Genomic DNA, 12,235 nt, shown 5'->3' with positions numbered 1-12,235 from the left:
CTCAACCACCCCCACCTTCATATCCTCCCCGCCACGGGGCGGAGAGGCGCACGCGAGGAACAGTCGGATGGAATCCCTGACCTTCCGCCACACTACCAGAAAGCCGCTGCCCGGCTCGGTCTCGAACGCCATCACGGGCGTGGTGGCGTCGGGCAACCTGGAGATCCTGCTGGAGCGGGTGCTTCCGCCGGATGCCTGCGAAGTCGCGATCGAGACGCCGATCGCCGGCTACGGCGCGGTCTGGGAGGCGGTGGTGGCGGATTTCGTCGCACGCGCCCAGCCCGGGGGCCTGCGCATCAGCATCAATGACGGCGGCGCCCGTCCCGACACCGTATCGTTGCGCCTGCTCCAGGGCGCCCGGCTGATGGAGGCCTGACCATGGCTGGCGCACGTGCCGCGAGCACCGACCCGGACGCCCTGAGCTGGTACGAGGCCACCGCCCGCCAGCGCGTGGTGGCGCTGGCCGATCCCGGCAGCGTTGAGGAGTTCCTGCCCCCGACCGAGCGGCGCATGAGCCCGCACCTGCCGCTGTTCGACCTGCCGCGGGCCTTCGACGACGGTATCGTGGTCGGCCGCGCCGCGCTCGACGGCAAGCCGGTGCTCGTCGCCGCCCAGGAAGGCCGGTTCATGGGCGGCGCCTTCGGGGAGATCCATGGGGCGAAGCTCGTCGGGCTCCTGCGCGCCGCGCTCACCCTGAAGCCGGCGGCCGTGCTGATCCTGTTCGACACCGGCGGCGTCCGGCTGCAGGAGGCCAATGCCGGCGAGACCGCCATCGCCGAGACCATGCGGGCGATCGTCGACGTCCGGGCGGCAGGCATCCCGGTCATCGGGCTGATCGGCGGCCGCGCCGGCTGCTACGGCGGCGGCGGCCTGATCGCCGGCACCTGCTCCCGGCTCGCCGTCTCGGAGGGCGGCCGGATCTCGGTCTCGGGCCCCGAGGTGATCGAGACCAACAAGGGCGCCGAGGAGTTCGATTCCCGCGACCGGGCCCTGGTCTGGCGGACCATGGGCGGCAAGCACCGGCGGCTGATCGGCGGGGCCGACGCGTTCTGCGCCGACACTGTATCGGCCTTCCGGCGGGCGGCGCTCGACCTGATCGGTCGGGCGCCGACCTTCGATCTCGCGACGCTGGAGGCCGAGCAGGCCCGGCTCGAATCCCGGATCGCGCGCTTCGGCGATTGCCGGGACGCCACCGAAATCTGGGCCCGGCTCGGCGTCAACGATCCGGAGGCGGTGCCCGCCATGGACACGCGCGCCTTCGACGAGACCGTATCCCGGGTGGGGGAGGCCGACCATGACGCTCGCTGAGATCCTGGCCGGGCTCTTTCCGCAGGGCCATTCCGTCACTGTGCGCGACGGCCTCGTGACCGGCAGCGGCCCGTTCGCGGGGGAAACGATCCACGTCGTCGGAATCGACGGCGATACGCCGCTCGGGGTCGATGGCGCGCTGGTCCTGTCGCGGGCCGTGCTCGATGTCGTGCGGGCCGGCGACAAGGCGCCGATCCTGGTGGTGGTCGATTCCGACAGCCAGCGCATGAGCCGGCGCGACGAGTTGCTGGGGCTCAACGAGTGCCTAGCCCATCTCGCCAAGGCTCTGCTGCTCGCCGACCGCTCCGGCCACCCGACCATCGGGCTGATCTACGGCCACTCCGCCGCCGGCGCGTTCATCGCCACCGCGCTGGCGACCCGGGTGCTCGCCGCGCTGCCGGGCGCCAACCCGAGCGTGATGGATCTACCCTCCGTGGCGAAGGTGACCAAGCTCCCGCTGGACAAGCTTCAGGAGATGGCGAAGTCGACCCCGGTCTTCGCCCCGGGGCTCGACAACATGGTGGCCGCCGGCGCGGTCCACGTGGTGCTCGATCCGGCCCGGCCGCTCGACGCCCAGATCCGCGACCTGATCGCCACCCAGACACCCGGCGACAATCGCGACCGCCTCGGCGCGGAACGCGGCGGTCGGCCGGTGGCGCAGGAGATCGCGGAGGCGGTGATCGCGCAGGCCCGGCGCGGGTAGCGCGAGGCCGAGTGAACGCGGTGGGATGCTTACGTGCCGATCGGGCGTAGCAGAATAAACCGCCTCGTCTTTCCGGGGCGCTGCAGGCGAGCCCGGAACCCAGATCCGCCGACGACGCCAGATCTTGATCGGTTCGCGTCTATGGATCCCGGGCTCCGCTGCGCGGCCCCAAGATGACGAAGTGGCTGCTCCGCCGTTCGTCACGTTTCAGGAGTGGGCGGACATCGGGTCTCCGACACGTTCACCTGAGACCTCAAAACGAGGTCGAGGATGGCACAGATCCACAGAGCGCACATCGAACCCCGCCCGCCTCGCATTTTCACCCGGCAGGACCTCGTCCGCGTCGATCCCGAAGCCTGGTCATCCTGGCTCGGCACCCGCGCCGACCTCGCCGGTGTGCCGCACCTCGCCGTCTGGGTCGGGGCGGGGCGTCCGCTGATCGTCCGCCGCCGGGTCCCGGGGGAGGGCGCCGGGACGGTCCCCCTCGGGCTGCCGCTGCCGCCCGCCGACGGCAAGCGCCGGATCGGCCTTGCCCTGCCGGCCGAACGCCTGACCCGCCTGGACAGCCCGAGCCTCGCCGAGGTGGCTCCCCATGCGCCTCCCGGCTGGCACGGGACCATCGCGGCCGTGGTGGCGCTCGGTGACCGTTACGGCGTGACACCGCGGCCGTTCGGTGGTCTCCTGTGGCAGGCGGTCACCGGCTTGACGTATCTAAGTCCCGCCTCCGACCTCGACCTGCTCTGGCCCTGCCCGGGGCCGGTACCGGCCGGCCTGCTCGACCGGCTCGCTGCCATCGCGGACAACGCCCCGATGCGTCTCGACGGCGAGATCCTGCTGCCGGACGGGACCGGCCTGCACTGGCGCGAGTTGCGCGACGCGCCCGAGGGCGGCACCGTGCTGGCCAAGGGCCTCGACGGGCTCGCCATGTGGCCTGTCGCCCCCCTGCGCTCCCGGGAGACCGCATGAGTGTCGCGATCCTGCTCTCCGGCCAGGGCGGCCAGCATCCGGGGATGTTCGACCTCACCGCCGGCCATCCTGCGGCGCAGGCCGTCTTCGCTGCCGCCGCGCCGCTGCTGGGCGGCACCGACCCGCGCGACCTCGCCCGCAGCGGCGGCGACGCGCTCCACGGCAACCGGACGGGCCAGATCCTGTGCTGCGTCGCCGCGCTCGCCGCCTGGCGGGGGCTGGCTTTGTCCGGCCGCGCCATCGTGGCCGGCTACAGCATAGGCGATCTCGCCACCTGGGGCGTCGCCGGTCGGATCGCCGACGCCGACGTCCTGGCGCTGGCCGCCCGGCGCGCAGAGGCCATGGATTCCGCCTCCGGGGAGGGGTTCGGGCTCGCCGGGATCCGGGGCCTCGGGCTCGACGCACTCGAAGCCCTGGCCGGGCGTCACGCATGCCACCTCGCCATCCGCAACGCCTCGGACAGCGGCGTCGTGGGGGGGCGATGCGATGCGCTCGAAGTCCTGTGCCGGGACGCCATCGGGGCCGGCGCGCAGCGGGCGGTGGTGCTGCCGGTTCACACGCCCTCGCACACGCCGCTGCTGGCCGAGGCCAGCGATGCGTTCCGCGGCGCGCTCGATGCCGTCACCCTGCACCGCCCGCAGGCCGGTGCCCCGCGCCTCGTCAGCGGGCTCGACGGGGCGACGATGTTCCGGCCCGAGGACGGCCTCGACAAGCTGGCACGCCAGATCTCCCATACCATCAACTGGGCAGCCTGCCTCGAAGCCGCCCGGGAATACGGCGCCGACCGGGTCATCGAACTCGGCCCCGGCCGCGCGCTGGCCACGATGGCGCGGTCGGCCCTGCCTGACGCCCGGGTCCACGCGCTGGAGGAATTCCGGTCCCTTGGTGGCGTCACCGCCTGGCTGACCCAACCCTAGGGCGAAGTGGCTTACCCGCGAAGAATTCGGCCGCCCATGCGCACTTCTTCGCATACACTGAGTCATGTGGCTGGCCGACGCGCCAGCCCACGAAGACTATGCGCAGTGTGGCCTCACCTTGACGCGAAGGCCGGACCAGTCGTAGCAGCCGGGCAGCAACGGGACGGGACGGTTTCATGACAGCCAAGCGCGCGCTGATCACGGGGATTACGGGCCAGGACGGCGCGTATCTGGCGCAGCTGCTGCTGCACAAGGGCTACACGGTCGCCGGCATCGTACGCCGCTCCAGCCATGCCGGGGTGTTCGACCACCGGTTGAAGTGGCTCGGCATCCTGGGCGATGTCGAACTCGTGGACGGCAACCTGCTGGACCAGTCCGCGCTGCTGCGGATCGTCCAGAGCACCAAGCCGGACGAGATCTACAACCTCGCCGCCCAGTCCTTCGTCACCTCGTCATGGCAACAGCCGCTGCTTACCGGCCAGGTGACCGGTCTCGGCGCCGTCCATATGCTCGAATGCCTGCGCTCGGTGGCGCCGAATGCGCGCTATTACCAGGCCTCGACCTCGGAAATGTTCGGGCTGATCCAGGAAGAGCGCCAGAGCGAGACGACGCCGTTCTACCCGCGCTCGCCCTACGGCGTGGCCAAGCTCTACGCGCACTGGATGACCATCAACTACCGCGAGAGCTTCGGGCTGCACGCCTCGAACGGCATCCTGTTCAACCACGAGAGCCCGCTGCGCGGCGTCGAGTTCGTCACCCGCAAGGTCACCGACGCGGTGGCCCGGATCAAGCTCGGCATGCAGAAGGAGCTGCGGCTGGGTAACATCGACGCCAAGCGGGACTGGGGCCACGCCCGGGACTACGTCGTGGCGATGTGGCTGATGCTGCAGCAGGAAAAGCCGGACGACTACGTCATCGCCACCGGCCGGACCACCACGGTGCGGGACATGTGCGTGATCGCGTTCAAGCATGTCGGCCTGAACATCGACGACCACCTGATCATCGACCCGGCGTTCTTCCGCCCGGCGGAGGTCGAGGTGCTGCTGGGCAACCCGACCAAGGCCAAGGCCACCTTCGGCTGGGAGGCGCAGACCAGCCTCGAGTCGTTGATCACTGAGATGGTCGAGGCTGACATCAAGCGCCTCAGCGCCAACGCGTAGGGCGCAGCGAGCCTCGTCACCGACTGCGTTCCCGCCCATAACACGCGCGTCAACCGCGTGAGAGGCGCGCCGTGAAAACCTACCAGCTCTACATCGACGGCCAGGACGTCGATCCGATTGACGGCTCGTGGTTCGAGTCCTTCGACCCCTACCGGGGCGAGTCTTGGGCCCGCATACCCCGCGCGTCCAAGGCCGATGTCGACAAGGCGGTGGCGGCGGCCAAGCGCGCCATGTGGGAGGGGCCCTGGGCCACCATGACCGCCTCGGCCCGGGGCAAGGTCCTGCGCCGGATCGGCGATCTCGTGGAGCGCGATGCGAAGGCGCTCGCCGAGGTCGAGGTCCGCGACAACGGCAAGCTGTTCGCCGAGATGTACGGGCAGACCCGCTACCAGCCCGAATGGTGGTGGTATTACGCGGGCCTCGCCGACAAGGTCGAAGGCGCCCAGGTGCCGATCGACAAACCCGAGACGTTCGCGTTCACCCGGCACGAGCCGGTGGGCGTCGTCGGGGCGCTCACCGCCTGGAACTCACCACTGCTGTTCGTCGCCTGGAAATGCGCACCGGCGCTCGCGGCCGGCTGCGCCGTCGTGGTCAAGCCGTCTGAATTCGCCTCCGCGAGCACGCTGGAATTCGCCCGCCTGACTAAGGAGGCCGGGCTCCCGGACGGGATGTTCAACGTCGTCACCGGCTACGGCGGCGAGGCCGGCAGCGCCATCGTCGAGCACCCGGATGTCGCCAAGATCACCTTCACCGGCTCAGATATCACCGGCGCGAAGGTCTACGAGGCGGCCGCGCGCCAGATCAAGCGGGTCTCCCTCGAACTCGGCGGCAAATCGCCCAACATCGTCTTCGCCGATGCTGACCTTAAAGCCGCGGCTGCCGGGGCGATCTCGGGCATCTTCGCTGCCACTGGACAGACCTGCATCGCCGGCTCGCGGTTGCTCGTTCAGAACAGCATCCGCGAGGCATTCGTCGAGCGACTGGTGGATCTTGCCCGCACCGCCCGGCTCGGCGATCCCATGCAGCCAGACACCAACATCGGGCCGATTACCACGCCGCCCCAGTATGCGAAGGTGCTGGATTACATCGCGCTCGCCAAGAGCGAGGGTGCGCGCTGCGTGTTCGGCGGCAACCCAGCCTCCGGTCCCGGCGTGATCGGTGGTCAGTTCGTCGAGCCGACGATCTTCACGGGCGTCACCAACGACATGCGCATCGCACAGGAGGAGGTGTTCGGCCCGGTCCTGTCGATCATTGGCTTCGAGGACGAGGCCGAGGCGCTGCGCCTCGGCAACGACGTGATCTACGGATTGGCGGCTGGCGTCTGGACACAGGATATCGGCCGTGCCCTGCGCATGTCGAAGGGCCTGCGCGCCGGAACGGTCTGGGTGAACACCTACCGCGCCGTCAGCTACATGATGCCATTCGGCGGCATGAAGCGCTCCGGCATCGGCCGCGAAAGCGGCATCGAGTCCATCCGCGAGTACCTGGAGACCAAGAGCGTCTGGATCTCGACGAGCCGCGACGCCCCAGAAAATCCGTTCGTCATGCGGTAGGGGCAAAGCCGCGGCGGGCGACATCATCCCCGGCGCGGCAGGTCCTGTCGCAGCGCGCTGGCAAATTTCCTATTTCGAAAAATGCGTGGTCGACATCCGGTCCGTCACGAGCTCGAACGGAACCCAGTCATATTGCTGCACGGGCTCGTGCCGGACCAGCTTGAGGGCGTCGTCCACCGCCTTGCGCGCCTGTAGGCCGGCGTCCTGATAGACGGTCACGGCCATACGCTTGTGCTGCATCGCCCGTAGGCCGTCGGGTGTCGCATCGACGCCGCCGATCAGGATTCGATCCGTGGGGATCCCGGCTGCGTCCACCGCGTCGGCGGCTCCAATCGCCATCTCGTCGTTGTTGGCGACGATGGCATCGGGCGCCGTCCCGTTCGCCAGCCATCCGGCCACGAGCGCTGCGGCCTTCTTGCGGTCCCAATCCTCGGCGCCTTCGGCGACGATGCTGATCCCCGGGAAGGCCGCGGCGACTTCCCTGACGCCCTGCGTGCGGAGTGCGGAAGCTGTATGGCTCGGCGGACCCTGGATGATCGCGACGCGACCTTTGCGGTCCAGCATCTGGGCGAGCTTTCTCATCTGCAACCGTCCGGCGACGAGATCATTGGACAGGACGAACGCCACGCGCCCGGCAAACCAATCCTCCCGGGGGCCGTTATTGGCGTAGACGAGGGGGATGTCGGCGTCCTGGGCCAAGCGCGTGATCGTCGCGTTCGTCGTCGTATCGGCAGGCAGGACCACGAGGGCATCGACCTTGGCGGAGATGAATTGCCGGACCTGCTCGACCTGCTTCTCACCCTCGCCCTGAGGCGCGTAGGCGAAGCGCACGGAGAGATCCGGCAGGCTCTTGGCATAGCTTTGGATGCCGTCCCGGAGGAGCGCGGTGAACCCGCTCGGCTCAGCCATCGCCACGCCGATTGCGGCCGACGCGACCGGTGTCGGCAGGCTCGCCAAGACGACCATGAACGCCGCCGGCCACCAGCCCCGCACCCGTTCGAATCCAAAGGCCGGATCGCCAGTGGACATCCGAAGAACCGCCGGCACGCCACCGAGTATTCGGGAGATGGGCCATCCGCAGAGCGTTCCGATCATGGTCCTTGCACCTGCCTGGAGCGCGCGCCGCCGAGATCCGCTCCGGTCCGGCATCAGCGCGCGAAGAATCGACGGGTTCGAGGCGACGCCGACGGCGCCGCGATCGAGCCGGCGGTATCGATGGTGTACCGGCTTGGCAGAGTGTCGCCGGCCCAATGGGATCGTCACGTCAGGCTGCCCGGATGCTCTTCAGGAACCGCTGAACCTCGTCGCCCAGGCGTTCCGCGTCGCGGGACAGGGTGCTCGCCGAGGCGAGCATCTGGTCGGCGGCCGCGCCGGTATGCTCCGCCGCACCGGCGACCGTGGTGATGTTCGCCGTCACCTCGCCCGTGCCGTTGGCGGCCTGCGAGATGTTGAGCACGATCTCCTGCGTTGCCGCGCCCTGCTGTTCGACGGCCGCGGCGATCGAGGCAGCTGTCCCGCTCATATCGCGGACCCGCGTGGCAATCCCCTCGATCGCGGCGACGGCATCGGAGGTGGATGCCTTGATGACCGAAACATGGCTGGCAATATCGTCGGTCGCGCGCCTGGCCTCGCCCGCGAGTTGCTTGACCTCGGCGGCAACCACTGCGAACCCGCGACCGGCATCACCGGCGCGGGCCGCCTCGATCGCGGCGTTCAGGGCAAGCAGGTTGGTCTGCGCCGCGATCTTGGCGATCAGCTTGACCACGTCGCCGATCCGGTCCGCTGCGCCGCTGAGAACCTGCACGAACGCGATGGTCTGGGAGGCCTCCGTGGCGGCGCCATCGGCCATGGCGGCGGACAGTTCAGCCTGACGCCCCACCTCCTGGACCGAGGCACCGAGTTCGTCTGCGGCGGCAGCGATCATCCGCACGTTGGATTCGGCTTGTTCGGCGGCCGCGGCCACTGTGGTCGACTGGCTCGCCGTCTGGCCGGCCGTCGTGCTCATCTGGCGCGCTGTCCCCTGGAACTGCAACACCGCAGCGGTGACCGTGCCGACAATCTCGCCCACCGTCTCCTCGAAGCGCTCCGCCATGTCGTGCAGGACGAACTTGCGCTCCTGGTCTGCCTCAACGCGGATCCGGGTGGCCTCGTCTTCCAGCGACTTGGCGTGAAGCATGTTCTCCTTGAACACCTGCACGGCACCGGCGATGGCACCGATCTCATCGGCCCGATCGCCGTCCGGGATCGCCACGGTGAGATCGTTCTCGGCGAGCCGCGCCATGACCCGGGTCATCGTCGCGATCGGCGCGGCCACACGACGGACGATGAACCAGCTGATGGCCAGGGTCAGGAGTGCCGCGAAGGCCAACGCAACGATGACCGCGAGCCGCGACGTGGCGCCGACCGCATCGGCCTCCGCCATTTGCTCGAGGGCCCGCGCCTGCCGGTGGACCAGGACGGAATCCACCGACTGGGTGAACGCCACGGCATCCGCCTGGAATGGCTCGGCGAACACCGTATCGGCGAGTTCGCGCTCACCGGCCCGATCCAACGCGGTCGCTTCGGCCTCCACGGCGAGGAAGTGTTGCCAGGCCTCGCGCAATCGATGCGCCAGAATGCGCTCGTCTGCGCCCATAACGGTGGGGGCATAGGCACTCCAGGCGGCGGAGAACGCCTCCTGGGCCTTGCCGGCCTCATCGAGGTAACGGCGCCGCTCCGTGTCCGACCGGGCATTGTGGCCTAGGACGTCCAGGGCGCGCAGCTCCTGGCTGAGCGCCTTCATCCGTCCGAGGATCGTGACCGCTTCGATCTCGCCGGAGACGGATCGACTCACCGAGTTTATCATACCGATCCGAACGACGGAAAACAATCCTATTGCTATGGATATAACGAACAGAGCTACCGAAGAGCCAATGATGATCGATCGTATATTGATTGCAGAGGCTTTTCTTTTTCGCTGTAATGCGACGTCCATTTGGAATGTTGCGGAATAAATGATCATTATTTGTTAGCATATTTTTCTTGTTCATTCAACGTATCTCGAACAGCGTTTTTATCTATCAGGACATCTTAATTACAGAATACTCGATAGAACAAAGTTTAATCAAATATATACTGACACGAATTAATATCAATATTTCAACAAAATCAGATGTACGCAATAATTTACTCAGCTGAAGGCCAACATCCACGACCTTGGCTGGATCGATAACACCGGCTTTCGAAGTTGCGTGGTGGCCAACCTGGAATACCTGCGGACGGATATGCGCGACGGTCAGCCGCGTTGGACGGGAATGCCCCAGCCGCGATAGCGCGCGTTGTTGAAAGCGGCGACGTCCGCGGATGTTAGCAGGGCAACGAGGCGCAGGATGCGCTCGTCCTGCGCCAAAGCCTGCGTCGACGCGAGGACGTTCGCGCACGAATTGCCCTCGTCTCGTTCCAGCGCGAGCCGGAACTTGCCCGGAATCCAAGGTATAATTCCCGTTGATGACCGCTACATCGACGTCGACGCGGGAGCGCGGCAGTTGCGCCGGGGTAACGTCGACGAACCGTAAGTCTCTTCGGTTCTTGGCGATGTTTTGCACCGTTTCGAACGTCTAGTCTTCGCCCGAAAGAAGCAGGACTCGTCCGCTCGCCTCAAGGCGCTTCAGCCTTCGGCCGAAGCTCGTGACGTTGTCCGGCAACGGGACGCGCAGCTCTCGCCGCGCCGCCTCCAGGGCCTTCAGGTGCCGGAAGTAGATCTCCAGGGGCTCGACATGGACGGCGGCCACCGCGAATCTGACCACGCGTTATGCTTCTTCCGCGCGCGGGTACGGCACGTACGGCAAGACTTCGCGTCAGCGTCGCCGTCGCTCAGGATGCCGTTGGGCGGATATCGCCGCTGGTTTCGATGAGCGTCAGGGTTAATCCTGGATCGAGCGTCCGTTCGGGGAACTCACGGATTTCCACATACGGGATCGAGGACGCGATCGCCCGCAGGGCGGCAGCGGCCCTGGCTCCGTTGGCGGACAGCGCAAGTGCTCCGGCCTATAGGCTGTGGCGTGTCATCATCATCGGTGAGCCGCGATACTCGAGGAGGAGATGGCGCTCGATCGGTTGATTATCGCCGTCCAGGCGATTTGACCGCGCGACGATGCAGCGAGCCACTGCAAGCCCTTCTCAGCCGAGCTGTCGCCAGACCTTCCGTCCGCGGTAGACAGGGAAGTTCGCCCCATACACCCGCGGATCTCGACCTTGAGCGCTGAAGCGCTGCGGGCACCGGCCGGCAGCTTGCCGGGATCATCTCGCCGTGCGGCGTGGGCGTGGTACGACGACGAGGTGATCGGCAGCACTCTGCAGATCGGCTTCATCCCGAGTCTGTCGAGACACAATCCTATAGACGCACCGATGGTCGCCGATGAAGACGATCATCGCTGGAATAGACGGGCGAGCTCCGCCTGAGCAGAATACGCGCTCGCCTTGCGCAGTATCTCGTTGGCCTACCGAAGTTCGTGGTTCTCGCGTTCCAGAACTTCGACCCGCTAACGCACATCCGCGCTCGGCTCGATGCGCTGGCCTCTGTCACGCTCGGACTGTCGAACACAACTGTGCAGCGCATCGCCCGAGCAGCCGATCTCGGCCGCGATCGAATGCATCCTCGCACGTCAATGGAATAGGGCGGGCTTCACTTCGTCATGGGTTCATTCCCAAGAGTTGGAGCCTGCGGTAAACCCACAGCGGTTCAGTCGAACAGGCTTTGAAACTCTCGCTCGGAGCGTATCAATTCTGACCGCCGCGGATGAGAACGCAGCGCGGCGTTAACCCACGCGACAGCCAAGGAGGCGAACTTTTGAACGGGACGACGTAGCAGAGCCTATTGAAGATAAGCGACGAACATCTCGGCCACGGCGCGCGCCGCATAGCGCGTCGGACTTTCACCCTGCCAGACCGGGAAAGCTTCGATGACCCGTCGTCCACCCAGGATCCGCGCGACCTCGTCGGCCATCAGACCTTCGTCGAGTGCGCTCGCCAAAGCTGCACGCTCGTGTGTGTAATGGCGCGTGCTACCGATGGCAGCAGCCAATTCAGGGTAGGCAATACTCAGCGGGGGAGCAGCTTTACCGGATGACGCTAAATACGGTCTGATGTTCGTGGTCATGGCGGATCGTCTCCAATGTATCATTACGAATTTGCATCGGCTTGATAAGCTGACAACACGACGCCAAAGGCGACTGTCCTGTAATGATCTCCGATGACCGCACGTACATTTCTACCTCCTAGCGGCAACCATGTTGGTCCCCTGAACGAGGATTTATTCTACTGAACAGATCTGAAATGTGCTCCCAATTATCCACCTTCGCGCAATGCGAAAGCGTCGGTGGATCGCCATACAGGAGAAGGGATCGGTTTCGGACGGGACGGCTGGAACGCTATCCGTCGTACGTGTGGTGGGAGGCCAAATCCAGTAGACCGAAAACCTGCAGGGAGAGGCGGACAGCGTCGTCTTGAGGGCCCATCGTTTGAAAGGTAATTACCCACCCCCTTGCGCGGGTTGGGTTTCGCTGATTTCCTCCTGGGATAAGCCGAAGTGATCTTGAGCGGCTGAGCCGTGAGAGTAATTACCCACGCCATTGATGGCTGGTTTCAGGC

General features: G+C 66.7%; 13 protein-coding genes. 8 read left to right on the top strand and 5 right to left on the bottom strand.

Translation table 11 applies throughout. The features are described from left to right. Window positions 1–67 precede the first annotated feature (67 nt). The 7 genes from mdcC to FV242_RS29470 all read left to right on the top strand — a co-directional run bounded on the left by mdcC (window position 68) and on the right by FV242_RS29470 (window position 6,607). Complete coding sequence (mdcC, locus tag FV242_RS29500) at window positions 68–376, top strand: malonate decarboxylase acyl carrier protein (protein ID WP_147910524.1); 309 nt, start codon at window positions 68–70, stop codon at window positions 374–376. 2 nt (window positions 377–378) lie between these two features. Next, window positions 379–1,308, top strand: a complete 930-nt coding sequence (locus tag FV242_RS29495) for a biotin-independent malonate decarboxylase subunit beta (RefSeq protein ID WP_147941401.1) — start codon at window positions 379–381, stop codon at window positions 1,306–1,308. Beyond that, entirely contained in the window at window positions 1,295–2,011 is a 717-nt protein-coding gene (mdcE, locus tag FV242_RS29490; protein ID WP_147910526.1) for a biotin-independent malonate decarboxylase subunit gamma, read from the top strand. Before FV242_RS29495 ends, mdcE begins: the two co-directional genes overlap by 14 nt. A 270-nt stretch (window positions 2,012–2,281) precedes the next feature. Then, window positions 2,282–2,977, top strand: coding sequence for a malonate decarboxylase holo-[acyl-carrier-protein] synthase (gene mdcG / locus FV242_RS29485; RefSeq protein ID WP_147941400.1), 696 nt, complete (start codon window positions 2,282–2,284; stop codon window positions 2,975–2,977). Further along, window positions 2,974–3,894, top strand: coding sequence for an acyl transferase (locus FV242_RS29480; protein ID WP_147941399.1), 921 nt, complete (start codon window positions 2,974–2,976; stop codon window positions 3,892–3,894). The genes mdcG and FV242_RS29480 overlap by 4 nt, the downstream gene beginning before the upstream one ends. A 176-nt stretch (window positions 3,895–4,070) precedes the next feature. After that, window positions 4,071–5,054 carry a GDP-mannose 4,6-dehydratase gene (gmd, locus tag FV242_RS29475; RefSeq protein ID WP_147941398.1) on the top strand — a complete coding sequence of 328 codons (984 nt, stop codon included), beginning with the start codon at window positions 4,071–4,073 and terminating at the stop codon, window positions 5,052–5,054. Between the two features lie 71 nt (window positions 5,055–5,125). Next, the gene (locus FV242_RS29470; RefSeq protein WP_147941397.1) at window positions 5,126–6,607 is read left to right on the top strand and encodes an aldehyde dehydrogenase; all 1,482 of its coding nucleotides are present in this window, start codon (window positions 5,126–5,128) and stop codon (window positions 6,605–6,607) included. 69 nt (window positions 6,608–6,676) lie between these two features. On the opposite strand, the gene FV242_RS29465 is transcribed toward FV242_RS29470, so the two are convergent. The 4 genes from FV242_RS29465 to FV242_RS35870 all read right to left on the bottom strand — a co-directional run bounded on the left by FV242_RS29465 (window position 6,677) and on the right by FV242_RS35870 (window position 10,392). After that, window positions 6,677–7,636, bottom strand: a complete 960-nt coding sequence (locus tag FV242_RS29465) for a substrate-binding domain-containing protein (protein ID WP_147941396.1) — start codon at window positions 7,634–7,636, stop codon at window positions 6,677–6,679. A 235-nt stretch (window positions 7,637–7,871) separates the two neighbouring features. Next, entirely contained in the window at window positions 7,872–9,608 is a 1,737-nt protein-coding gene (locus FV242_RS29460) for a methyl-accepting chemotaxis protein (protein WP_147941395.1), read from the bottom strand. 58 nt (window positions 9,609–9,666) lie between these two features. Next, window positions 9,667–10,191 (bottom strand): MetQ/NlpA family ABC transporter substrate-binding protein, encoded by a 525-nt coding sequence (locus FV242_RS35875; RefSeq protein ID WP_246692947.1) that lies wholly within the window; start codon window positions 10,189–10,191, stop codon window positions 9,667–9,669. 12 nt (window positions 10,192–10,203) lie between these two features. Then, window positions 10,204–10,392, bottom strand: coding sequence for a MetQ/NlpA family ABC transporter substrate-binding protein (locus FV242_RS35870; RefSeq protein WP_246692946.1), 189 nt, complete (start codon window positions 10,390–10,392; stop codon window positions 10,204–10,206). Between the two features lie 448 nt (window positions 10,393–10,840). On the opposite strand from FV242_RS35870, the gene FV242_RS29450 reads away from it, so the two are divergent. After that, window positions 10,841–11,047 carry a hypothetical protein gene (locus FV242_RS29450; protein ID WP_147941394.1) on the top strand — a complete coding sequence of 69 codons (207 nt, stop codon included), beginning with the start codon at window positions 10,841–10,843 and terminating at the stop codon, window positions 11,045–11,047. Between the two features lie 412 nt (window positions 11,048–11,459). Here the strand turns inward: FV242_RS29450 and FV242_RS29445 are convergent, their stop codons facing one another. Beyond that, complete coding sequence (locus FV242_RS29445) at window positions 11,460–11,744, bottom strand: hypothetical protein (RefSeq protein WP_246692945.1); 285 nt, start codon at window positions 11,742–11,744, stop codon at window positions 11,460–11,462. Window positions 11,745–12,235 lie beyond the last annotated feature (491 nt).

The sequence above is a fragment of the Methylobacterium sp. WL64 genome (assembly GCF_008039945.1).
Taxonomy (GTDB): Bacteria; Pseudomonadota; Alphaproteobacteria; order Rhizobiales; family Beijerinckiaceae; genus Methylobacterium.
This window is presented reverse-complemented; position numbering and strand designations above follow the sequence as displayed.